Annotated in this window: 26 protein-coding genes and 1 tRNA gene; 13 read left to right on the top strand and 14 right to left on the bottom strand. The window is 57.4% G+C overall.

Annotated features, from left to right (window positions below):
* Positions 1-142: 142 nt before the first annotated feature.
* The 13 genes from V8J63_RS22630 to V8J63_RS22690 form a co-directional block, all read right to left on the bottom strand.
* Positions 143-997, bottom strand: coding sequence for a hypothetical protein (locus tag V8J63_RS22630; RefSeq protein ID WP_236191899.1), 855 nt, complete (start codon positions 995-997; stop codon positions 143-145).
* A gap of 97 nt (positions 998-1,094) precedes the next feature.
* Positions 1,095-3,980, bottom strand: a complete 2,886-nt coding sequence (locus V8J63_RS22635; RefSeq protein ID WP_336464647.1) for a DUF927 domain-containing protein — start codon at positions 3,978-3,980, stop codon at positions 1,095-1,097.
* Positions 3,977-4,249, bottom strand: coding sequence for a DUF3077 domain-containing protein (locus V8J63_RS22640; protein ID WP_236191901.1), 273 nt, complete (start codon positions 4,247-4,249; stop codon positions 3,977-3,979). The genes V8J63_RS22635 and V8J63_RS22640 overlap by 4 nt, the downstream gene beginning before the upstream one ends.
* On the bottom strand, positions 4,246-4,527 hold the full coding sequence (locus V8J63_RS22645) for a hypothetical protein (RefSeq protein ID WP_097086151.1): 282 nt from the start codon (positions 4,525-4,527) through the stop codon (positions 4,246-4,248). Before V8J63_RS22645 ends, V8J63_RS22640 begins: the two co-directional genes overlap by 4 nt.
* Positions 4,524-4,682, bottom strand: coding sequence for a hypothetical protein (locus tag V8J63_RS22650; RefSeq protein ID WP_258699206.1), 159 nt, complete (start codon positions 4,680-4,682; stop codon positions 4,524-4,526). The genes V8J63_RS22645 and V8J63_RS22650 overlap by 4 nt, the downstream gene beginning before the upstream one ends.
* Positions 4,683-5,058: 376 nt before the next feature.
* Positions 5,059-5,364, bottom strand: coding sequence for a hypothetical protein (locus V8J63_RS22655; protein WP_236191902.1), 306 nt, complete (start codon positions 5,362-5,364; stop codon positions 5,059-5,061).
* Complete coding sequence (locus V8J63_RS22660) at positions 5,361-5,969, bottom strand: hypothetical protein (RefSeq protein WP_236191903.1); 609 nt, start codon at positions 5,967-5,969, stop codon at positions 5,361-5,363. Before V8J63_RS22660 ends, V8J63_RS22655 begins: the two co-directional genes overlap by 4 nt.
* On the bottom strand, positions 5,966-6,235 hold the full coding sequence (locus tag V8J63_RS22665; protein WP_236191904.1) for a helix-turn-helix transcriptional regulator: 270 nt from the start codon (positions 6,233-6,235) through the stop codon (positions 5,966-5,968). Before V8J63_RS22665 ends, V8J63_RS22660 begins: the two co-directional genes overlap by 4 nt.
* Positions 6,232-6,480: a helix-turn-helix domain-containing protein gene (locus V8J63_RS22670; RefSeq protein ID WP_336464648.1), complete on the bottom strand. Its 249-nt coding sequence runs from the start codon at positions 6,478-6,480 to the stop codon at positions 6,232-6,234. Before V8J63_RS22670 ends, V8J63_RS22665 begins: the two co-directional genes overlap by 4 nt.
* A 284-nt stretch (positions 6,481-6,764) precedes the next feature.
* Positions 6,765-7,838, bottom strand: a complete 1,074-nt coding sequence (locus V8J63_RS22675; RefSeq protein ID WP_236191906.1) for a PIN domain-containing protein — start codon at positions 7,836-7,838, stop codon at positions 6,765-6,767.
* Positions 7,839-7,925: 87 nt separating this feature from the next.
* Positions 7,926-8,786 (bottom strand): hypothetical protein, encoded by an 861-nt coding sequence (locus V8J63_RS22680; protein WP_336464649.1) that lies wholly within the window; start codon positions 8,784-8,786, stop codon positions 7,926-7,928.
* A gap of 268 nt (positions 8,787-9,054) precedes the next feature.
* Positions 9,055-10,296, bottom strand: a complete 1,242-nt coding sequence (locus V8J63_RS22685; protein ID WP_236191908.1) for a tyrosine-type recombinase/integrase — start codon at positions 10,294-10,296, stop codon at positions 9,055-9,057.
* A 164-nt stretch (positions 10,297-10,460) separates the two neighbouring features.
* Positions 10,461-10,545: transfer RNA gene (locus V8J63_RS22690), tRNA-Leu, on the bottom strand.
* A gap of 108 nt (positions 10,546-10,653) precedes the next feature.
* On the opposite strand from V8J63_RS22690, the gene queA reads away from it, so the two are divergent.
* The 6 genes from queA (at position 10,654) to V8J63_RS22720 (ending at position 16,758) form a co-directional block, all read left to right on the top strand.
* Positions 10,654-11,718, top strand: a complete 1,065-nt coding sequence (gene queA, locus V8J63_RS22695; protein ID WP_336464650.1) for a tRNA preQ1(34) S-adenosylmethionine ribosyltransferase-isomerase QueA — start codon at positions 10,654-10,656, stop codon at positions 11,716-11,718.
* A 14-nt stretch (positions 11,719-11,732) separates the two neighbouring features.
* Entirely contained in the window at positions 11,733-12,848 is a 1,116-nt protein-coding gene (tgt, locus tag V8J63_RS22700) for a tRNA guanosine(34) transglycosylase Tgt (protein WP_160768392.1), read from the top strand.
* A gap of 43 nt (positions 12,849-12,891) precedes the next feature.
* A complete protein-coding gene (gene yajC / locus V8J63_RS22705) occupies positions 12,892-13,230 on the top strand; it encodes a preprotein translocase subunit YajC (protein ID WP_016773317.1) in 339 nt (112 codons plus the stop codon).
* Between the two features lie 65 nt (positions 13,231-13,295).
* Positions 13,296-15,164 (top strand): protein translocase subunit SecD, encoded by a 1,869-nt coding sequence (gene secD / locus V8J63_RS22710; protein WP_016773318.1) that lies wholly within the window; start codon positions 13,296-13,298, stop codon positions 15,162-15,164.
* Positions 15,165-15,173: 9 nt separating this feature from the next.
* The gene (gene secF / locus V8J63_RS22715) at positions 15,174-16,088 is read left to right on the top strand and encodes a protein translocase subunit SecF (RefSeq protein ID WP_016773319.1); all 915 of its coding nucleotides are present in this window, start codon (positions 15,174-15,176) and stop codon (positions 16,086-16,088) included.
* 121 nt (positions 16,089-16,209) lie between these two features.
* A complete protein-coding gene (locus V8J63_RS22720; RefSeq protein WP_007916907.1) occupies positions 16,210-16,758 on the top strand; it encodes a glycine zipper 2TM domain-containing protein in 549 nt (182 codons plus the stop codon).
* Positions 16,759-17,001: 243 nt separating this feature from the next.
* Here V8J63_RS22720 and suhB read toward each other — a convergent pair whose 3' ends face one another.
* A complete protein-coding gene (gene suhB / locus V8J63_RS22725; protein WP_016773320.1) occupies positions 17,002-17,820 on the bottom strand; it encodes a type III secretion system regulator SuhB in 819 nt (272 codons plus the stop codon).
* A 145-nt stretch (positions 17,821-17,965) separates the two neighbouring features.
* Here suhB and trmJ point away from each other — a divergent pair, with 145 nt between their 5' ends.
* From trmJ to hscB, 7 genes are all read left to right on the top strand, one after another.
* Positions 17,966-18,736, top strand: coding sequence for a tRNA (cytosine(32)/uridine(32)-2'-O)-methyltransferase TrmJ (gene trmJ, locus V8J63_RS22730; RefSeq protein WP_073473313.1), 771 nt, complete (start codon positions 17,966-17,968; stop codon positions 18,734-18,736).
* A gap of 3 nt (positions 18,737-18,739) precedes the next feature.
* Positions 18,740-19,516 carry a serine O-acetyltransferase gene (gene cysE, locus V8J63_RS22735; protein ID WP_024014221.1) on the top strand — a complete coding sequence of 259 codons (777 nt, stop codon included), beginning with the start codon at positions 18,740-18,742 and terminating at the stop codon, positions 19,514-19,516.
* Positions 19,517-19,755: 239 nt separating this feature from the next.
* Complete coding sequence (iscR, locus tag V8J63_RS22740) at positions 19,756-20,247, top strand: Fe-S cluster assembly transcriptional regulator IscR (RefSeq protein WP_016773323.1); 492 nt, start codon at positions 19,756-19,758, stop codon at positions 20,245-20,247.
* Positions 20,248-20,297: 50 nt separating this feature from the next.
* Positions 20,298-21,512, top strand: a complete 1,215-nt coding sequence (locus V8J63_RS22745) for an IscS subfamily cysteine desulfurase (RefSeq protein WP_016773324.1) — start codon at positions 20,298-20,300, stop codon at positions 21,510-21,512.
* A 100-nt stretch (positions 21,513-21,612) separates the two neighbouring features.
* The gene (gene iscU / locus V8J63_RS22750; protein WP_336464652.1) at positions 21,613-21,999 is read left to right on the top strand and encodes a Fe-S cluster assembly scaffold IscU; all 387 of its coding nucleotides are present in this window, start codon (positions 21,613-21,615) and stop codon (positions 21,997-21,999) included.
* A 34-nt stretch (positions 22,000-22,033) separates the two neighbouring features.
* Positions 22,034-22,357 (top strand): iron-sulfur cluster assembly protein IscA, encoded by a 324-nt coding sequence (gene iscA / locus V8J63_RS22755; RefSeq protein WP_003227904.1) that lies wholly within the window; start codon positions 22,034-22,036, stop codon positions 22,355-22,357.
* A gap of 8 nt (positions 22,358-22,365) precedes the next feature.
* Positions 22,366-22,887, top strand: a complete 522-nt coding sequence (gene hscB, locus V8J63_RS22760; protein WP_336464654.1) for a co-chaperone HscB — start codon at positions 22,366-22,368, stop codon at positions 22,885-22,887.
* Positions 22,888-22,930: the final 43 nt, after the last annotated feature.

Raw genomic sequence — 22,930 nt, forward strand, 5'->3', positions numbered from 1 at the left:
CAAGTAAATAAAGGCTTTCAGAGGTGGAACACCAAATGCGATAAACCGGAACACCAGTTACGCGGAACACGTTTGGTGTTCCGCGAGTGATGTTCCGGTTTAGGGGGAGGAGCGTCACGACTGATAGTCGCGACGCGGGCAATCAGGCGGCGATCAGTTGCTCAATGGAGATTGCACCTGCCTTCTCAGTGACCGTATCTACATTGATTGAGCTCGGTCCGAACGGTACATGCAATGGCACGTAGAGGTCAGTCAGGGAGCTCGAACGCCCCATCGCCTTTTCCGTCGCGTGCAGGTGCGCTGCGATGGCGGCGAAGTCCTGAGCTGCCTTGTCTAGGCGGTCGGCCCACATGAACCGTGCTGCACGTAGCTGCTGGTGTCGCAGATCTTTCAAGGTCTGGTTACTCTCTGCAATGGATGCTTCGAGCTTCTCCACTTCATCTTTCAAAGCTTGCGTTGCAGATGCAATGCCCCGCTTGTCACGGGTTGCCTCAGCAAGCGCCTCTGAGGCTTGTCTGAGCGCCTTTTCCGCTCGTTGTTCTTCCGCGTCATCCCCATCGCTCAACGCTACGGAGTAGCTCGCTGCCGCTTGTTTTTCGATGTATTGAGCCTTTTCAATTTCAGTACGTTTCTCTTCTTCCAGTCTTTCGAGTTTGCTCGAAAGCTTGGCGCGTTTGTCTTGCTGCTTTCGCAGATCGTTCTGCACCTGGCTGATTTCTTTCTGTGCCTTTTTAATGTTGCTACCGGCAGATCGAATTCCGTCTTCCCAATCGACCAACGTTTGCAGCCGTCTGATCTCGGAAGCATGGCGAGCTATTTCGGATTTCGCGTTGCTGAGAGCATTGATCACGTCATGTGGGTATGGCGCTCGATTGTGGCGCGTATGTGCATAGAAGCTCTTTGCTTCCTTGGCCGCTGTAGTGAGTTTCGGCAGCTGCTTTTCGAGTTGTTCCATCTCGATTTGGTGTTGCTTGATTTGCTTTTGGTAGTCGCTCATTAGAAGTCTTCCATTTCAGATTTTGATATTCGTTCGATTGGATTCCGGGCAGGCCAGACCCGAAGCGGCCGGCAGCTCTCCTCGATCCAGCAATACTTCACGCGGCTTCGGTTTCAGAGGAGAGGAGCGCGTTGGCATGCACCACGTACGCTCTCGTTTTGGCGAGCCCCGGGAGTCGCACCGATTGCGCAGCACGTCCTTCTGCACTTGCTTCCAGAATCCCGCGCTCGATCAGTTCCCGGTTGACCAAGGTGAGGCTCATGCCTTTGAACACTTCGGCCCTCCACGCGGTGGGCAGGAAGTAGTAGGTGACTAGCGTGTAAACGCCGTCGCCCATACCGTGTTCAACTGTGCGCCGGAAGCCGAGTCGGTCGGTGGTCCGTGGTGCGTGATCGTCGGTTTTGGCGGCAAGACCGTCCCAGCGGGTGAAGCGGCTTTCACCGAATCGCTCGATGACTTGCTGCAATCGACTCACGATGGCGTCACCTTCCATGTTCCCGGCGCCACCGCGTTCCTCGAGCCAAGCATTCAGGCAAACTTGCGCCGCTGTGGTCGCGGTGCCCTCCGGCCAGCCTGTTACACCGAGCGCCGTCGCGAGTTCACCTGCGGCAGCGGCAAGACCAAAGCGAGCAGCGGCACGATGCGCTTGACCGCTGGCGGAAGCAGGAAGAGCCTTGGCGATGAAGCGCTCCACCGTGCGCCCCAGCATGGCTGTCCAGCCGAGCATTTCACCGGGCTTGCACAGCGCTGACAGGAACGCGGTAAGCGGTGTACCGTAGTATTTGCCCACTCGTGCTTTGAGTGCGTCCGACAGGGCGGCGGCGTCTTCGAACCCGTTCAGCACGTCGAACATGCCCAGCCCTTTGCTCGCATCCGCAGGCACCGCCAGCATGCGGATTTCCATCCCTGCCTTTAGCTCTTTGTTCGCATCGGCCATGTGCTGCGCCAGTGTCTTTTCGCCGGTCGAGAGAAATAGCAAGCGCCACTCTTGCACCTGACGGCCTGCTTGCCCTCGATCATTGGCGCGCGCTTTACCCGTGCCGTTGCCGAGCATGTACACCGTTTCACCGATAATGCGCGGATCGCACATACCGATTTCGTCGAGTACCAGAACGCCGTCCGAATGCGCGGCGGCAATCGACTCCAATGCGTTATCCGTCGAGCGCCAGGACCGGACCAGTCGCGGTCCGCCATAGACCGAGGCGGCAACTTGCAGGTGTGTCGTCTTACCGCCGGAGCTGTCTCCGTATAGATGAAAGCCACCTGATTCATGCCCCAGCAAATGCAAAAGCGGTCCGGCAAAGGCCACGCTGGCGACAAACGCCAAGCGGTGATTCCCAACGCAAAGCGCGCCGATCTGCTGTTGCCATTGCTCCAATGTGCCGGCCTCGCTTATGGGAGGAAGCTGCGCGCCGGAATCACAAAAGAACAGATGCTCATGGCTGTTGCCGATCTGCTGATCAGGCAGCAGGTATGCAGGTCCATGCCATCCAAGGCGAGTGACCAAGCGTGCCCGCTCGTTGCTGTCGAACCCTTGCAGGTAACTTTGAAGATCGTTGCGCGCATTGCGACCGGAGCGCGTTCCAGGCAAGCGCAATCCCATATCCACCAGCGGCCCTAATACGTCTTTGCCGAAGTCGCCGGTCATGTTGCGAGCAGGAATGTTCCAACGTTTTTTAGCGCCGTCCGGGTCGTCGAACTCAACCAGCAGACCCCAGTTGTGGCCCTTGTCGTCCCGAGTACGGGCGAGGATCTCCAAGGAGGAGCACACAGGCCGTGACTCACCATCATCGCCGGTATAGAACACACCTTCGGGGGCCAATCGAAAACCACCGGGTAGCAAATCGGTTTTCGATTTTGCCGGTTGTTTGACTGCTGCTTTTGGCTCTGCAGGCTCGTCGGATTGCTCGTGGGCGAGTGAGACGAAAAACTCACCGCTGCGCTCTAGCTCGGCGACGTGTGCTGCCGTCCAACCTTTACCCAGCGCGTCGGCGGCATCGTCCCCGTCGTCCCACTTGCCACCTTTGGCAAACGCTGCTCGATCATCCTTCAAAGTGGGCTTGCGTTTAAACACATTGAGCGCGACAAACCGGACCGATTCGGCGCCGATCTCGTGCAGTTTTTTGGCGACTTCTTCCATGCACGACTTGCCGCTGCTGTCGTTGTCCGGCCAAAGCACAACCGAGCGCCCCTTGAGCGGTGTCAGATCGGCCTTGTGCCAAGAGTTGGACCCGTTCGGCCAGGACGTTGCCACGTAGTCTGGCATCAGTTCGCCCGCCGCGTCGGCGGCTTTTTCGCCTTCGCACAACACGACAGGTACGGCATCGCGCAGTGCCAATTCTTCTAGGCGCAGGAGCGGACGCGGGTCAGGCAATCCCTGCCAGCGCCATTGCGTGGTTTCGCTGTTGGAGCGCTGGCACCAAGTCAGTGGTGCGAAGACTTTTTTGGGCTTGCCGTCTTCATCTGGACCGAGATCAAAGCGGTAAAGAGCCATGAGTGGCTGACCGGTAGCGTCACGGTAGATCCAGACTTTCGAAGGGGCGCCGTGTTCTCGATGGCGGACCGGGCAACGTTTCATAGCGTCGGCCGGGATCGGCTGTATAGCGGTCCATGTTGGCGCTTTGGTTTTGCCTTGAGCGATAGCTGATTGCGCTGCACCGACACTTACGCTCAGCAGTTCGGTTAGCTTCGCGCACGCCTCGACATCGGTGCCGCCGTCCAAGTAGCGGACTAAATCAATCAGGTCGCCACCCTTGTCTCCAGTAGCGAAGTCAGCCCAAGTGCCTTTTTTCAAATTAATCTTGAGCGAGCCGGCGCGCTTGTCAGTGCGAGTCGGATTGGGAGCGGTGTATTCCTTGCCACCGTCCACACGCTTTCCGTTGGGCAACCAGTACGCGAGGACACGTTCAATGTCCTTCAGCGAGGCGGCTTTTATGTCGGCGAAGCTCGGACGCTTCACTTTACTGTTCTGGCGCTGGCTCATGTGTCGGCCCTCGACAGGAACAGCGTGTCAGTCACGTCATCGAGCAGTGCTTTTGCCATTTCACCCAAGTACAAGGCAGGCCAACTAAAGCGCTCGCCTTGATCGCTCATAGCTGCATCGCGACTGAGCTGGTTAACGTGCTCTTGGAGTTGGGAAGCGATCTCTAGCGCGTCTTCGACCGGAATGCCCGGGTTCACCCGGAATAGCTTCAAACCGCGGGCGTTTGCGAATGAAAAATCCGTACGGCCAATCGTGGTCAATGCGCTCATAGCGAACCGCCTTTCTGATCCGCTGGGACAGAAGTGTTATCGCCGTGCATGGCAAGGGTTTTGATCAGGCCAAGAGTGCCGCGAACATCCCAAATGACGGCGGCGATAACACGGTTAGAGAGGCGCGACTCACCTTCAAAGTGGTCCTCGAGTAACGTCAGCACCGAGTCGGCGCGCTCAATCGCGCAGGCGATGGCGTCAATCGGTACACCGGCCCCTACACGCTGGCTGACGCTGAGAATGTCTTCGGGCAGGGCAAAGCTCAGGGCGCTGTTCATTGGGCACCGCCTGCGGCTTCGAGAGCGCGAGCTTTGGCCATGTGGTCGTTGTAGCGGGCGAGACGTGTAGCAAGACTGGAGTTGGCGTGTAGAGCGGCGAGAGCCATTGCACGGTGTGCAGCGGCGCGAATTTTGGACGGATTGAGGGCGTGCATAAGTGAAGCTCCTGTATGTGAGGAGCTGCCACGGATCGTCGCCAAACGATGTAAGGGTGGCAGCTGTGCGCGGGTTGGCGAACCGGGCATACAGGACCCCGGCAGACCCGAAGGTCTCCCACGCACAGCCACCATAAAGCAGGAGTGCGGGCACAAAAAAAGCGCCAGCAATCGGTATGGGGGCGCCTGTGCGCCTGTATGTACTCGGGTCGCCAAACCCGATCACTGATTTTGCAGTGATGGCGGCAGGATAACCCCGAGTTTTTATCCGCGCAACCAGCACGAAGCCTTGCGCATTTTTTTGATGCGACATAAATTGACCGGGCATACAGATTGACCTCAAACGCCCCCGGTTGCCGCCGGGGGCGTTTTCGTTTCAGGCGTGGGCTTCCCAACGCAGATTGAGCAGGGGCAGGAAGCCGTCATTGAGCATTGAGCGGGCGTCTTCGTAGGCTTCCGTTTGCTGGCCTTCGTCGACGATCACCGCACCGATGTTTTCGCAGTGGAGTGCGAGGGCGCACCAAGTGCCGTCGGCCCAGCTAAGTACGCTGACCACGCGTCCCTGTTTGTCCTGGCGGCTGCGATAGCGCTCGAGACGCTGCATTGTGGTGGATGAAAAACCGATGCAGCGCAGCACTGAAAAGGGATGCATCAAGGCTTGATTGGCAATCGAACGGCTCACGCTGCCTCCTGCACGTTGGCAAACAATGGGGGCGGAGTTTCACCTTTGAGCCACGCGGCGATCTTGCTGTCTTCTGCGCAGCGACGACGGTGCCGCTCGGCGAGCACATTGCGCCGCTCGTTCAGGCACGTTTCCATGTATTGGGTGAGATCGGACGTGATGCGTAGGTCTGCGTAGAGCCGTTCGTTGATGATCTTTTCTTGCTCGATGTCCTTCTCAACGATATGGCTCCAGACGTGAGGATCATTCGAGTAGCCGTCCTTCTGATCGATCAGCCAGTAGGTGACCCAGTTGTTCAGTGCTGATTGACTCAGCCCTGCGCGGCGGCCTTCTTTCATCGCGAAATGACCGTGGCCGTGAACGCTTGAAAACTCGCGGCGAATAGCGTGTTTGCGGATAATGTCTGGCAGTTCCCAGGCATTGGGAGTGAGCGGCATAACGAGGCCGTCAGGATTGAAAAAGAACGCCTCTTTTTCTTCACCGTTCCAGCTCACGCCGGCGATGGTGCGATGCCGCCAATTGATGCCGCCTTGAGTGTAGAGCTGAAAGCCAACGCTATAGGAGTCGTGGAAGGGGCCTTTGAATGGGCAGTAATTACGCTTCATGCGGCCACCTCATCACGGGCTTCAATGCGACCACGTGCCCACGCTTGGACTTCGGACAAAACCCAGGCGACCGGGGCGCCGCGAGCGTTGCTGTTTGTGAGCTTTACAGTTTTTGGAAAGTTACTTTCAGGCTCATTCATCAGCTTGTAGATAGTCGGGCGGGCGAGACCGACGATACTCATGACCTCGCCAATTCGGATAAGGGTCAGCGATGGGTCGATTGGCGTGGAGTCGTTTGCAGCGGAGTGGAGGCGAGAGGTTTTCATTTCTCGTTCCTCGCGGTTGCGGCAGAGCTGTGTGTGCGGCTTTCGAGCCACGTCGACACATCCTTAGGTCGATAACGCACACGGCTTCCGACTTTTACATACGGCAGCGGATTGCGACGCGAACTGCGCCAAGCGGCGAGTGTACGGTGCGATAGACCCAGGGTGGCGGCCACCTGATCGGGCGTGAGCAAGTCGGTGGCGAAGGGCGGAAGAGGGGAGATGGATTGGCGCGTTGTGTCAGTCATTTAGCGTTTCCTGTAGTCGTTAAGAGATACAGGGCTAACGCTAAGTGCAGAAAGGGAAACGAACAGTGGTTCGTTTCCCTTCTAAATGATTTCAGGCGTGTAGAGTGGGCTGGACTGGACATCCATTCGCGCGGTTACCAAACCCTCGAGTGAGACCTGGAAGGTAGCAGCCTAGTCTGATGATCCCCTTGGACACAGCCAGATAGCAATCGCAGGAGTCGTGCCAGGGCTATCTAATCGTTAATTTCTGATATCCGTGTTAAAAAATAAAACTCACAAGCATTTTATCTAAGGCGTCTGCAGGCAATACTGACATCTTTGTAAGAATCGTTTTGCGTGTTGTAGATGAAGCTGATGTCGAAATAAGGTCTGATAAAAGTTTGAAGTAATACGCTATTGTCTTTCTGCGTAACTTCGTAAAACTCTCTATCGAAATCGCTTTGTCGGCTGAAATAGTCTAGCTTAGGGACTTCCAGCCAAATCTCCAGTATTCGTATGTTGAAGGTGTATGATAAGAAAACTTCGCTCTTTCCTAATTCTTCGCCGCTTTCTAAATGCTCATCCTCTAATCCTTCCATAACATCCACATCAGAGAAAATCAGATTTTGCAGTGGCAGTCCAGCCCAGCTTGTACCATCAAGTACGTTTAGCAACTCACTAGCTGATATGTTGCGAAAAAATTTGCAGCCCTCTTCAATTAATATGTCATTTATAAGGCCGTTGTTTACAAGGTTTTCATTTTTCTCAACGTGGTCGCGTACAAACGAGAATAGGGAATCGCAAGGTCGAATTTTTGCAGTTATATCATGTGTATTGAGATCATTTACTAAGTCTTTATGTAAGGTTAATTCGGAGCCTTTCTTTTCGAAAAAATCGGAAGTGTTGTTTGTTAAAAAAACAACGTCACCCTTATATTTGGTTTTCTTCAGGTGATGGACTAGGGAAAGCCAGATGAGTGTGTCTCTGTATCCTTTTTCACCGTCGGAAAACGGCTTTTTATTGCTCAGTGCACGTGCTACAACCTCTCTGTGGCTGACTTCTTCGTATTCGAGGAATTCAAGGTTGTCACAACGATCTTCTAGGTGTTCGATAAAATCAAAATCATAGCTTTCCGCTGTCGATAGATCAGGTGCTAGCGGTTGTGGCAAGAGTTTGACTAGGGATTTTAATTCGTTTTTGATTTTTTGTATGGCCTCAAGTGTTTCGCGTCGACGAATATTTTCCACCTCCTCACATACTACTTTGGAGATGAGAAGCTCTTCGTTCTCATTTGCTATGTAGTGGAAGAAGTATCTAAAGTTGGACTGCCTCATAAACCAATCATTGTAAAAAATGTTTGTGTCGACGTAGATTTTCATGGGGTCCCTGATTTGAAAATTTGGATTTTTAGTTTGCTGCTCTGGGGGCGTTGAGTGCTTTTAGAGATGATTAGTATCTATGTGGGTCTAAGTAAGTATTTCGGCAGAGGTTAAAATGTTGCGTATTTGTTTTTTAGATAGCTTGGCCGAACTCCCTGGCGCTTTTAGCGCACTGTCAGTACCAAAAATAATGCCGACGATCTCTCGTTTTGATCGTCCGTCGTTGAGGAGGCGCGTAGCATGCGAGCAAATACTCTGATTGCGATCTGCAGAGGCCTCACGGCGTATGCCCGCTGAGTTATTTCCAGCTTTTCTAGCAGTGACGCTGATTCGGGTTTTCTCTCTACTGCTTAATACTGGCGAGGCATACACCCTCGCTAGAATCATGTAGTGCTGGGCTGCACCAATAAAGTCTGCCGCTTGTTCACGAGCATCGGCTTCAAGGGAAGCCTGCTTTTGACGGATTTCGTTCACAAGCACGTCGAAACTTTCAGGGGACTCTTCAGCTAAAGCAATCAGAATATCCCGCTCACCGCTGTAAAGATCCTCGTGAAATTCCCTCAACCATCGGCCCAGCACTTCAATCGCGCGGCAAGCGCGATCTAGTGCCAATGCCGCAACGCATTGGCAATCTGTAAAAGCTGACTCCGTGGACTCGCCGATAAACCATCGGATGGTGCTAGCTAAGTCATCCTGAAACAATCCTATGCGTTGATGAATATTGTAGGAGTGACGTCTAACCTCTCGTAGAACGCGGACTGCGTCTACTGTCCATTCGCCAGCGTCGTTCAGATGATTTGCCCAATGCAGTTGACCCTCGCGGATGAGTTCAACGACTCGATTGATGCGCTCTGCGAATTCTTCGTACAGCACTAGATGCTCAAGCGCCTCGATGTTCTCCCAGCCTTCGACGTCGATCGGGACGCTTAAATTGAATCTGCTATTCATTATTTTCCCCTCGCCCCGTTTACGGACCCGAAAAAACGCGATCGCCTGCGCCCGCCGATGCTAGGAAGCCGACAGAGAGAAGAAGGCCATTTAAGCCTCTGGCCGTGGCTGATTCCGGAACACCTTATGTGTTCCGTCTCCCATGTGTTCCACCTGCAGGCCATTTGTGTTCCACCGCTGAAAGCCACGAAATTAGAGGCTTTCAGGAGTTTCGGAACACATGGAACACGCGGAACACCGTTTTTTTGAGGGTTCGGAGTTTGCACGGTCAAATCGCCTTTCCAAACTGGCCTGGCACAACGTTCCCGGTCTGTAGTTTGTCCAGATGATCGGCATACCACTGCATCATTGCTGTCCGTTGCTCGAGGTACTGAGCTTTGTTGTAGACCCCCGAGATACCCTCTTCTTTGTGGGCCAATTGGGCCTCCACATGTTCCTTTGGCCATCCGTGTTCACGGAGCAGGGTGCTCGCTGTATGGCGTGTGCCGTGGCCAACAAGACGTCCTTTATAGCCAATGGTCGCGAATACCTTATTTATCGTGTTTTCACTGATCGTAGGATTCTTCGCGCCTACTCCAGGAAATAGCCAGCGGCTGCGTCCGGTTAAAGTGTGCAGCTCTCTAAGGGCGATCAGCGCTTGGCGCGGAAGGGGACACACAAAGTCTCGGCGCATCTTCATCTTCGATGCAGGTGTAGTCCAAAGAGCTCTATCGAGATCAAACTCTTTCCACTCCGCTAGACGAACCATTCCCGGCCTTGAGGCTGTCCATATGCAAAGCCATGCCGCCGTTCGGGCGGTCAGTCTGCTGGGAGTGTTCTTTAAGGCGGTCAGAAACTCGCCAAGTTCGGGCTCTAGCAAATGAGGGTGTTGTTGAGTCTTCGGTGCTTGAGCTGCGATGTCGCGTAGACGGCTACCGGGATCGTTTTCTGTCAGTCCTAAGCCGATTGCTCTGCCGAAAATCTGATTGACCCATGTCCGACATTTTTCAGCAACGTTATGCGCCTCCCGAGCTTCGAGTGAGGCCTGGAGATTTGCACAGTCGGTTCGGGTTATTTCGTCCAGAGGTTTATCACCAAGCGCTGGAAGAATGTCTTTGTCGAGGTAGGTGCGGATTTTATTGAGAGTGGAGGAGGCGAGACCTTTTTCCTCCTTTGCCTTGAGCCAAGCTTCCGCAGCCGCTCTGAAGGTTCGGGTTCGAGCGGCATCGATTGCCGCTTTTGCCGAGCGTTTTTGTTCCAGAGGATCCGCACCGCTGCTGACGACCTTTCGTAGCTCAGCTGCTTTTTCGCGGGCAAGTGCGCCGCTGACTTCTGGATAGCCTCCAAGGCCCATCCATGCCCAATTGCCTGCAGGACGCTTGTACCGGAGTTGCCATGATTTGCCCCCGTCCGGTTTGACCCGGAAATATAAGCCGTTTCCATCCAGCTCCCGGTATTCCTTTGTTTCGGGTTCAAGTCCTGCAAGGGTGGTATCGGCGAGAGGGCGGCGCTTGATGTCTGCGCGCTTCATCCTTGTATCCCAAAGTTAGGTAATTTTCTCAGGATACAAGGAGGGATACAGGGATACAACGGATAGGGGGAGACAGGGGGAAACAGTTAGGCACAAAAAAACCGGCCAAGTGGCCGGTTTCTTTGGGTCTGAGAGACTGGTAGAGACTCTCAGATACTGCTATGTGGTGCCCCGAGGGAGACTCGAACTCCCACTCCTTTCGAAAACGGATTTTGAATCCGCCGCGTCTACCAATTCCGCCATCAGGGCTCAATGGCGGCGAAGTATAGAGAGGTGATTACCGTTGGTCAATCACGTTTCATGGTCAATTTTTGATATTTCCGCTAGACTTTCCGGCCCTGCTAGACGAACCCCATCATGCGCGTTGCTGACTTTACTTTCGAGCTTCCTGATTCGCTGATCGCCCGCCATCCGTTGGCCGAGCGTCGCGGTAGTCGCCTGCTGACCCTTGATGGGCCGAGCGGCGCCCTGGCACACCGTCAATTCACTGATTTGCTTGAGCATTTGCGCCCGGGCGATTTGATGGTGTTCAACAATACCCGGGTGATTCCGGCGCGGCTGTTCGGGCAGAAAGCGTCCGGCGGCAAGCTGGAAATTCTCATCGAGCGCGTGCTCGATGCGCACCGCGTGCTGGCGCATTTGCGCTCCAGCAAGTCGCCGAAGCCGGGTTCGAAAATCCTTATCGACGGCGGTGGCGAAGCCGAGATGCTCGCGCGTCATGATGCGCTGTTCGAGCTGGGTTTTGCCGAGGAAGTCTTGCCGTTGCTCGACCGCGTCGGGCACATGCCGTTGCCTCCTTATATAGACCGCCCGGATGAAGGCTCGGATCGCGAGCGTTATCAGACCGTGTATGCCCAGCGTCTGGGCGCGGTCGCAGCGCCGACGGCGGGGCTGCATTTCGACGAGCCGCTGATGCAGGCGATTGCCGCCAAGGGCGTCGAGACTGCGTTCGTGACGTTGCATGTGGGCGCGGGGACGTTTCAGCCGGTGCGTGTCGAGAAGATCGAAGATCACCACATGCACAGCGAGTGGCTGGAAGTCGGCCAGGATGTGGTCGATGCGGTCGCTGCGTGCCGTGCGCGTGGCGGTCGGGTGATTGCGGTCGGCACCACCAGCGTGCGTTCGCTGGAAAGCGCGGCGCGCGATGGTGTGCTCAAGCCGTTCAGTGGCGACACCGACATCTTTATTTATCCGGGCCGGCCGTTTCATGTGGTCGATGCCCTGGTGACCAATTTCCATTTGCCGGAATCCACGCTGTTGATGCTGGTTTCCGCGTTTGCCGGTTATCCCGAAACCATGGCCGCCTACAAGGCCGCCGTGGAAAACGGCTACCGCTTTTTCAGTTACGGGGATGCGATGTTCATCACCCGCAATCCCGCTCCAACTGCCCCTGAACAGACAGGCCCAGAGGAAACAGAATGAGTCGCGAATGTCGAATGTCCTTTGAGCTGCTGGCCACCGATGGCAAGGCTCGTCGTGGTCGCCTGACCTTCCCCCGTGGCACCGTCGAGACCCCGGCGTTCATGCCGGTCGGCACCTACGGCACGGTCAAGGGCATGCTGCCGCGCGACATCGTCGCCACGGGCGCGGAAATCATTCTGGGCAACACCTTTCACCTGTGGTTGCGTCCCGGCACTCAAGTGATCAAGGAACATGGCGACCTGCACGATTTCATGCAGTGGAAAGGCCCGATCCTCACCGACTCCGGCGGCTTCCAGGTGTTCAGCCTCGGCGCGATGCGCAAGATCAAGGAGGAGGGCGTGACCTTCGCTTCTCCGGTCGACGGCGCCAAAGTGTTCATGGGCCCGGAAGAGTCGATGCAGGTGCAGCGCGATCTGGGTTCCGACATCGTGATGATCTTCGACGAATGCACGCCGTATCCGGCTGACGAAGACGTCGCGCGGGTATCGATGGAGCTGTCGCTGCGCTGGGCGCAGCGTTCGAAGAATGCTCACGGCGACAACACCGCGGCGCTGTTCGGCATCGTCCAGGGTGGCATGCATGAAAACCTGCGCATGCGCTCGCTCGAAGGCCTCGACAAGATCGGCTTCGACGGCCTCGCCATCGGCGGTCTGTCGGTGGGCGAACCGAAGCACGAAATGATCAAGGTGCTGGATTATCTGCCGGGCCAGATGCCCGCTGACAAACCTCGTTACCTTATGGGCGTTGGCAAACCGGAAGATCTGGTTGAGGGTGTGCGCCGCGGGGTGGACATGTTCGATTGCGTGATGCCAACCCGTAATGCCCGCAATGGGCATCTGTTCATCGATACCGGTGTGCTGAAGATCCGTAACGCGTTCCATCGCCATGATGAATCGCCGCTGGATCCGACCTGCGATTGCTACACCTGCCAGAACTTCTCGCGCGCTTATCTGCATCACCTGGACAAGTGCGGCGAAATGCTCGGCAGCATGCTCAATACCATCCATAACTTGCGCCATTATCAGGTGCTGATGGCTGGTTTGCGCGAGGCTATTCAACAGGGTACATTGGCCGCCTTTGTCGATGCCTTCTACGCCAAACGCGGACTTCCCGTTCCGCCTTTGGACTGAGTTTTCTGACCCCAAGATTCAACATTTGCAACTGGAGTGCTAAATGAGCTTTTTTATCTCTAACGCCATGGCTGACGCAGCTGCACCGGCTGCTGCAAGCCCAATGGGCGGCGGCTTCGAGTGGATTTTCCTGGTCGGCTTCCTGGTCATCTTCTACCTGATGATCTGGCGTCCACAGGCCAAGCGCGCCAAAGAGCAGAAGAACCTGCTGAGCAGCCTGCAGAAGGGCGACGAAGTCGTGACCACTGGCGGCATCGCCGGCAAGATCACCAAGGTTGCCGATGACTTCGTGGTTCTGGAAGTGTCCGACACCGTGGAAATGAAGTTCCAGAAAGGCGCCATCGCCGCCACGCTGCCAAAAGGCACGCTGAAAGCGATCTAAGAGCAACAACTTCTACTCAATCGACGGGGCGCGCAAGGCGCCCCGCGTTCATAACGGGCGGCGTGATGCTGAACAAATACCCTCTGTGGAAATACATTCTGATCCTGGCGGTGCTGGCGATCGGTCTGATTTATTCCGCTCCCAATCTTTATCCTGATGACCCGGCGATTCAGATCAGCGGCGCCAGCACGGCTCTGCAGGTCAATGACGCCGATCTGGCTCGCGTCAGCACAGCGCTGAAAGAGTCCGGCATCAACGTCAAGGCGGCCACGCTGACGGCTGGCGGCAAGGGCGGTCTGATCCGTCTGAGCAAGGCTGAAGACCAGCTGCCGGCCAAGGACGTAGTACGCAAGGCATTGGGTGATGACTACGTCGTCGCGCTGAACCTGGCACAGACCACCCCGCAATGGCTGCGCAACCTCGGTGCGCACCCGATGAAGCTGGGTCTGGACTTGTCCGGTGGTGTGCACTTCCTGCTCGAAGTGGACATGGACAAAGCCCTCGATGCGCGCCTGAAAGTCTACGAAGGCGACGTCAAGAGCCTGCTGCGCAAAGAGAAGCTGCGCTATCGCAGCCTGCCGCAACTGGGCGGTGCCATTCAGTTGGGCTTCAGCGATGAAGACTCCCGCGAACAGGCCCGTGCGCTGATCCGCAAGAACTTCAACGATTTCGACATTGTTCCGGCCGACCTCAACGGTCAACCGGTGCTGCGTCTGGCGATGACCCCGGCCAAGCTGGCGGAAATCCGTGAATACTCCATCAAGCAGAACCTGACCACGGTACGTAACCGCGTCAACGAGCTGGGTGTTGCCGAACCGATCGTGCAGCGTCAGGGCGCCAACCGCATCGTGGTTGAGCTGCCGGGCGTGCAGGACACTGCCGAAGCCAAGCGTATTCTCGGCAAGACGGCCAACCTTGAGTTCCGTCTGGCCGCCGAGCCGGGCGCTTCGAAAGCCACTTCCGAATCGTTCGAATTCCGCGAAGGCAACCGTCCGCCAGCGCAGATCGAGCGTGGCCTGATCATCACCGGTGACCAGGTCACCGACGCCAAGGCCGGTTTCGGCGAGCACGGCACGCCTGAAGTGAACATCCGTCTGGATGGTCATGGTGGCGAGCTGATGAGCCGCGCGACCCGTTCCAACGTCGGTCGCAGCATGGCGGTGATCTTCATCGAACAGCGTCCGGTCACCACTTACACCAAGCAAGTGGTTGATGGCGTCGAGAAAGACGTTGCGGTGCAGACGTTCAAGGAAGAGAAGAAGATCATCAGCCTGGCGACCATTCAGTCGCCGCTGGGTGCGCAATTCCGCATCACTGGCCTGAACGGTCAGGGCGAGTCGTCCGAACTGGCGCTGCTGCTGCGTGCCGGTGGTCTGGCTGCACCGATGTACTTCGCTGAAGAGCGCACAATCGGTCCGAGCCTGGGTGCTGACAACATCACCAAAGGTATCGATGCTTCCCTGTGGGGCATGCTGTTCGTATCGCTGTTCATCATCGCCATCTACCGCTTCTTCGGCGTCATCGCCACCGTCGCTCTGGCGGTGAACATGGTGCTGCTGCTGGCGTTGATGTCCTTGCTGGGCGCCACGCTGACCCTGCCGGGTATCGCCGGTATCGTCCTGACGATGGGTATGGCGGTCGACGCCAACGTACTGATCTTCTCGCGGATTCGTGAAGAGATCGCCGCTGGCATGACTGTGCAGCGGGCAATCAACGAAGGCTTCGGCCGGGCATTCACCGCGATTCTCGACGCCAACCTGACCACCTTGCTGGTCGGCGGCATTCTCTTCGCCATGGGCACCGGCCCGGTGAAGGGGTTCGCAGTGACGATGTCCCTCGGGATCTTTACCTCGATGTTCACGGCCATCATGGTGACCCGCGCAATGGTCAACCTGATTTTTGGCGGACGTGACTTCAAGAAGTTGTGGATTTAAGGGGCTGCCATGTTACGTACAATCAACTTCATGGGCGTTCGCAACTTCGCGTTCGGCGTCACATTGCTGCTTACCGTCATTGCCTTGTTCAGTGTCGCCACCAAGGGCATGAACTGGGGCCTGGACTTCACCGGCGGTACGCTCATCGAGCTGACCTACGAGCGTCCGGCCGACGTCACCAAGGTGCGCGAGCAACTGGCGACTTCCGGTTATCACGAAGCCGTGGTGCAGAACTTCGGTGCGACCACCGATCTGCTGGTGCGCATGCCGGGTGAAGACCCGCAGTTGGGCCATCAAGTAGCGGAAGCGCTTCAAAAGGTCGGCGGTGACAACCCGGCGACGGTCAAGCGTGTCGAGTTCGTCGGCCCGCAGGTCGGTGAAGAACTGCGCGACCAGGGCGGCCTCGGCATGCTGCTGGCGCTCGGCGGCATCCTGATCTACCTGGCGTTCCGCTTTCAGTGGAAGTTTGCGGTCGGCGCCATTGTGTCGCTGATCCACGACGTGATCGTGACCGTGGGTATCCTCTCGTACTTCCAGATCACCTTCGATCTGACAGTACTGGCGGCAGTGCTGGCGATCATCGGTTACTCGCTGAACGACACCATCGTGGTCTTCGACCGGGTGCGTGAGAACTTCCGCGTGCTGCGCAAGGCGACGCTGATCGAGAACATCAACATCTCGACCACCCAGACCCTGCTGCGCACCATGGCGACCTCGATCTCCACTCTGCTGGCGATCGCGGCGCTGCTGTTCTTCGGTGGCGACAACCTGTTCGGCTTCTCCATCGCACTGTTCATCGGTGTACTGGCGGGTACCTACTCGTCGATCTACATCGCCAACGTGGTGCTGATCTGGCTGAACCTGACCACCGAGGATCTGATTCCTCCGGCCAACACCGACAAGGAAGTCGACGATCGTCCATAACGGTCAGCGATTTCCCGGCTGTCAGCCAACAAAAGGCGCGAGTTGAACTCGCGCCTTTTTTTGTGCTCCAAGGCTGGGAGAAGCGCGGGCGCGTCCCGCATGTGATGGTCAGGAGGTTCATGTGAACAAGTCGTTGCTGGTTGGTGCGGTATTGGGTGCTGTCGGTGTCACAGCCGGGGGTGCTGTTGCCACCTACAGCCTGGTTAAAAGCGGCCCTGAGTATGCGCAAGTATTAGCCGTTGAGCCGGTCAAGACACAGATCAAGACTCCACGTGAAGTATGCAAGGATGTAACGGTGACCCGTCAGGCACCGGTAAAAGATCAACACCAGATCGCCGGTACCGTGGTCGGCGCGCTGGCCGGTGGTTTGCTGGGCAACCAGATTGGCGGCGGTACCGGCAAGAAGATTGCCACGGTGGCCGGTGCGGTCGGTGGCGGTTATGCGGGCAACAAGGTGCAGGAGGGCATGCAGGAGCGTGACACCTACACCACCACGCAAACTCGCTGCAACACGGTCAATGACATCAGCGACAAGGTCGTCGGTTACGACGTGCGTTACTCGCTTGATGGCAAGGAAGGCAAAGTGCGGATGGATCGCGATCCGGGCAACCAGATTCCGGTCGACAAGGAAGGCAAGCTGATCCTGTCGCAGAATGAGCCGGCTCAGTAAGGATTTACGTTTGTGAAAAGAAGCACCCTGCGGGGTGCTTTTTTTATACCCGCGATTCAGGGCAGCGCGCGATTCTCACCTGTGGGAGCGAGCCTGCTCGCGAATACGGTCTACCAGTTGATATTTCCTTTGCTGGCACGCCCTATTCGCGAGCAGGCTCGCTCCCACAGGGAAATTGTGCTGTTTGGAATTGCAGGCATAAAAAAAGCACCCCGAAGGGTGCTTTCTGGTTTCGCGTAAAGCTTAGCGCTTCAGCGAGGCCGGCAGGTGCGGCTGGATCGCCGTCAGAACTGCCTTGAAGCATTTGGTGTTGCCGGCAACGATGTGGCCTTTCTCAAGGAAGTCGTGACCACCGGTGAAGTCGCTCACCAGGCCGCCGGCTTCTTGAATCAGCAGGGCGCCTGCAGCCATGTCCCACTCGGACAGGCCCGATTCCCAGAACGCATCGAAACGACCGGCAGCTACGTAAGCCAGGTCCAGGCTCGCCGAACCGGCGCGGCGGATGCCGGCAGTCTGGCCAACCAGAGCGCGGAACATGCCCAGGTAGTTGTCGAGGTTGTCCATCTGATCGTCACGGAACGGGAAGCCAGTGCCGAGCAGAGCGCCGTCGAGGCTGGTGCGACCGCTTACGCGCAGACGACGACCGTTCAGTTGAGCGCCGCGACCACGGCTGGCGGTGAATTCTTCCTGGCGGACCGGGTCCAGAACCACTGCGTGTTCCAGGCGACCACGATATTTGCAGGCAATGCTCACTGCAAAGTGCGGAATGCCACGGAGGAAGTTGGTGGTGCCGTCCAGCGGATCGATGATCCACAGGTACTCTTCGCCTTCGATGCCGGTGCCAGCGTGCAGGCCGGTTTCTTCGCCCTGAATCGAGTGATTCGGGTAAGCCTTGCGCAGGGCATCGATGATTTTCTGTTCAGCGGCGCGATCGACCTCGGATACGTAATCCTTGGCGTCTTTTTCGTCGACCTTGATGGTATCCAGGCGCTCGATGGAGCGGAAGATCAGTTCACTGGCGCTGCGGGCGGCGCGCAGCGCGATATTCAGCATGGGCTGCATGGATGTGTCACCTAAGGTTGTTAAAGAAAGCCGCGCATTCTATCAGAACTTTTCTTCAGGTGAAGGACGCTGTTCGCTTTCATAGCTTAACGGTAGGCTGTTCTGTAAGATTTGCCCCCCTTTCCTGTGTCCGAGAGCGCCTCCCTTGCTGCAGAACATTCGTGTCGTCCTGGTCAACACCAGCCACCCCGGCAACATCGGCGGGGCCGCGCGCGCCATGAAAAACATGGGTCTGTCGCGACTGGTGCTGGTCGAACCGCGGGTCTTCCCGCACCACGAGGCCGATGCCCGCGCCTCTGGTGCCGGTGACATCCTTGAAAACGCGCAAGTCGTCGCAACGTTGGAAGATGCTCTGGTCGGCTGCAATCTGGTGCTCGGCACCAGCGCCCGCGACCGGCGTATTCCATGGCCGCTGCTGGATCCGCGCGAATGCGGCAACAAGGTGGTCGAGGAAGCCGGGCAGGGCGCCGAGATTGCTTTGGTGTTCGGCCGTGAAGATTCCGGCCTGACCAACGAAGAGCTGCAGCGATGTCATTTTCACGTGCACATCCCTTCCGACCCGACGTTCAGTTCGCTGAATCTCGGGGCGGCGGTGCAGGTATTGAGCTATGAAGTGCGCATGGCCTGGCTGGCTGCACAGGGTCAGCCGAGCAAGGTCGAGAAAGAAGAAGTGGCCTCGGTGAAAAGTGCCGAGCTGGCGACCATGGATGAGCTGGAGCGATTCTATGAGCACCTGGAGCAGACGCTGGTTGCCATCGAATTCCTCGACCCGGAAAAGCCACGCCACTTGATGGCGCGCCTGCGCCGGTTGTACGGACGCAGCTCGGTCAGCCGGGCGGAAATGAATATTTTGCGTGGCATCCTCACGGAAACCCAGAAAGCGGCCCGTGGCGAGCTTCTAAAGCGGAAGGATTGAATGATGTTTGAGCGTTTGCGTGAAGATATCCAAAGCGTATTCCATCGAGACCCGGCGGCGCGTAACGCTTTTGAAGTCCTGACCTGCTACCCCGGCATGCATGCGATCTGGATTCATCGTCTGGCCGGCATGCTCTGGCGCAACGAGTTGAAGTGGCTGGCGCGACTGGTGTCGAACTTCGGTCGCTGGCTGACCGGGATCGAGATTCATCCGGGCGCCAAGGTCGGTCGGCGGTTCTTCATCGACCACGGCATGGGCATCGTCATTGGTGAAACCGCCGAGATCGGCGACGACGTCACCATCTATCAAGGCGTGACCCTCGGCGGCACCAGCTGGAACAAAGGCAAGCGTCACCCTACGCTGGGTGACGGCGTGGTGGTTGGTGCTGGCGCCAAGGTGCTTGGCCCGTTCACGGTGGGTGCTGGCGCCAAAGTCGGCTCCAACGCTGTGGTCACCAAGGAAGTGCCGCCGGGCGCCACGGTGGTGGGGATTCCGGGGCGGATCATCGTCAAGACCGACGAAGAGCAGGACGCCAAGCGCAAAGCCATGGCGGAGAAGATCGGTTTCGACGCCTACGGTGTCAGCGAAGACATGCCCGACCCGGTGGCCCGGGCCATTGGCCAGTTGCTCGATCATCTGCAGGCAGTGGACGGTCGCCTGGAAGGCATGTGCGGCGCGCTGAAGGATCTGGGCAGCAATTACTGTGCGAAAGATCTGCCTGAGCTGCGTGAAGAAGACTTCGCTTGCGTCAAGGGCAAGGACGAATCGAAAGCCGGCTGAATCGCGGCGCTGCTTTTCGCGAGCAGCTCGCTCCCACAAGAGCAATGCATTCCAATGTGGGAGCGAGCCTGCTCGCGAAGAACGATCACGCGGTTGCGCTGGCTGTCCGCGCCCCGTCTTTGCTATAGTGCGCGCGCTCTTTTGCGGGTAAACCCGACTAAAGCACTAGGTCTTATAGTTGACTTAAATGCTCGGGAATTGCATACTCCCGCCCATTCCGAACTCCGTGGTAACTGTCCATGCGACTGACTACAAAAGGCCGATACGCCGTGACCGCCATGCTTGACCTGGCGTTGCACGCGCAGCACGGGCCGGTGTCTCTGGCCGATATCTCCGAGCGCCAAGGCATCTCCCTGTCCTACCTCGAACAGCTGTTCGCCAAGCTGCGCCGCAGCAACCTGGTTTCCAGCGTTCGCGGTCCGGGTGGTGGCTACCAGTTGTCCCGCGACATGCAGGGCATCCAGGTCGCCCAGGTGATCGATGCGGTGAACGAATCGGTCGATGCCACCAAGTGCCAGGGCCAGGGCGATTGCCATTCCGGCGATACCTGTCTGACCCACCATCTGTGGTGCGACTTGAGCCTGCAGATTCACGAATTTCTGAGCGGTATCAGCTTGGCCGATCTTGTGACTCGCCGTGAGGTACAAGAAGTGGCCCAGCGTCAGGACCAGCGCCGTTGCAGCAGCAAGGCGCCACGCCTGGACAAGATTGAAGCGTCCGCCGTCGAATGACAGCCGAAGAGCTACCCGCGGCACGCCAGCCCTGATTTAGGAGATAGTCCATGAAATTGCCGATTTACCTTGATTACTCTGCAACCACCCCGGTTGATCCGCGCGTTGCGCAGAAAATGAGTGAATGCCTGCTGGTCGACGGAAACTTCGGTAACCCGGCGTCCCGCTCCCACGTGTTCGGCTGGAAGGCTGAAGAGTCCGTCGAAAACGCTCGTCGTCAGGTGGCCGATCTGGTCAATGCCGACCCGCGCGAAATCGTCTGGACCTCCGGTGCCACCGAATCCGACAACCTGGCGATCAAGGGCGCGGCACATTTCTACGCCTCCAAGGGCAAGCACCTGATCACCAGCAAGATCGAGCACAAGGCTGTCCTCGACACCATGCGCCAGCTGGAGCGTGAAGGCTTCGAAGTGACCTACCTCGAGCCGACCGAAGACGGTCTGATCACCCCGGCAATGATCGATGCTGCACTGCGCGAAGACACCATTCTGGTGTCGGTGATGCACGTCAACAACGAAATCGGCACCATCAACGACATCGCTGCCATCGGCGAGATGCTGCGCGCCAAAGGCGTGCTGTTCCATGTCGACGCGGCTCAGTCCACCGGCAAGGTCGAAATCGATCTGCAGAAGCTGAAAGTCGACATGATGTCGTTCTCCGCCCACAAGACTTATGGCCCTAAAGGCATCGGCGCGCTGTACGTCAGCCGCAAGCCGCGTGTGCGCATCGAAGCGACCATGCACGGCGGCGGTCACGAGCGTGGCATGCGTTCCGGCACCCTGGCGACTCACCAGATCGTCGGCATGGGCGAAGCGTTCCGCGTAGCCAAGGAAGACATGGCCGCTGAAAACGTGCGCATCAAAGCCTTGAGCGATCGCTTCTACAAGCAGGTCGAGCATCTGGAAGAGCTGTACGTCAACGGCAGCCTGACCGCCCGCGTTCCGCACAACCTGAACCTGAGCTTCAACTACGTTGAAGGCGAGTCGCTGATCATGGCGCTCAAGGATCTGGCAGTATCGTCTGGTTCGGCCTGCACCTCGGCGTCGCTGGAGCCTTCCTACGTACTGCGCGCCCTGGGCCGCAACGACGAACTGGCACACAGCTCGATCCGCTTTACCTTCGGCCGTTTCACCACCGAAGAAGAAATCGACTACGCCGCGCAGAAAGTCTGCGAGGCCGTTACCAAGCTGCGCGCTCTGTCGCCGCTGTGGGACATGTACAAAGACGGCGTCGATATCTCGAAAATCGAGTGGGCGGCACACTAACTATAGAAGCCGCCGGATACAGATCCTGTAGCGACGCGGCGTTAACGCAGCGCAGTTGCAGGGTCTCAAGAGCGGCCCTGATGAGTGAGGATTGAGAATCATGGCTTACAGCGAAAAGGTCATCGACCACTACGAAAACCCGCGCAACGTCGGCAAGTTGAACGCGGAAGATCCTGATGTCGGCACCGGCATGGTCGGCGCTCCGGCGTGCGGCGACGTGATGCGTCTGCAGATCAAGGTCAACGATCAGGGCGTTATCGAAGACGCCAAGTTCAAGACCTACGGTTGCGGTTCGGCAATCGCCTCCAGCTCCCTCGCCACCGAGTGGATGAAGGGCAAGACCCTGGACGAAGCCGAAACCATCAAGAACACTCAGCTGGCCGAAGAACTGGCCCTGCCGCCAGTGAAAATCCACTGCTCCGTGCTCGCAGAAGACGCTATCAAAGCGGCAGTTCGCGACTACAAGCAGAAGAAAGGCTTGATCTGAATTTCAAGATTCGGCGACGAGTAAGGAGTCAACGATGGCTATCAGCATGACAGAAGCGGCTGCTCGACACGTGCGGCGCTCCCTCGACGGGCGCGGCAAAGGTGAAGGGATTCGTCTGGGTGTTCGCACCACAGGCTGTTCCGGCCTTGCCTACGTGCTGGAGTTTGTCGACGAGGTAGTGGCGGAAGATCAGGTGTTCGAGAGTCACGGCGAAAAAGTGATCATCGACCCGAAAAGCCTGGCCTACCTGGACGGCACCGAGCTCGACTTCGTCAAGGAAGGGTTGAACGAAGGCTTCAAGTTCAACAACCCCAACGTGCGCGGTGAATGTGGCTGCGGCGAAAGCTTCAACATCTGAGGCTGGTCGTGGGTATTCCTTGTCATTTCGCTTTATTCGAGCTGCAACCGAGCTTCCGCCTGGATCTCGAGCAGTTGGCCACGCGCTACCGTGAGTTGGCGCGCGGCGTCCATCCTGACCGTTTTGCCGACGCATCCGAGCGCGAGCAGCGCTCGGCGCTCGAGCAATCGGCGCGGCTCAACGACGCCTACCAGACGCTCAAGAGCCCGGCCCAGCGCGCACGCTACCTGCTGAGAATCAGCGGGCATGAAGTGCCGATGGAAGTCACCGTCCACGATCCCGAGTTTCTTCTGCAGCAGATGCAATGGCGCGAAGAGCTCGAAGATCTGCAGGACAGTGCCGACCTCGACGGTGTCGCGGTATTCAAGCGTCGCTTGAAGGCGGCTCAGGAACAGCTCAACGAAAGCTTCGCAGCCTGTTGGGATGATGCAGCGCAACGCGAGCAGGCCGAACGCCTGATGCGGCGCATGCAGTTCCTCGACAAGCTCACCTACGAAGTGCGCCAGCTGGAAGAGCGCCTCGACGATTAACCCAGTGCTGCCCTGATTGCACGCTGACAGACAGACAAGACCT

This window comes from Pseudomonas sp. CCNWLW23 (assembly GCF_037095675.1).
GTDB lineage: Bacteria > Pseudomonadota > Gammaproteobacteria > Pseudomonadales > Pseudomonadaceae > Aquipseudomonas > Aquipseudomonas atacamensis.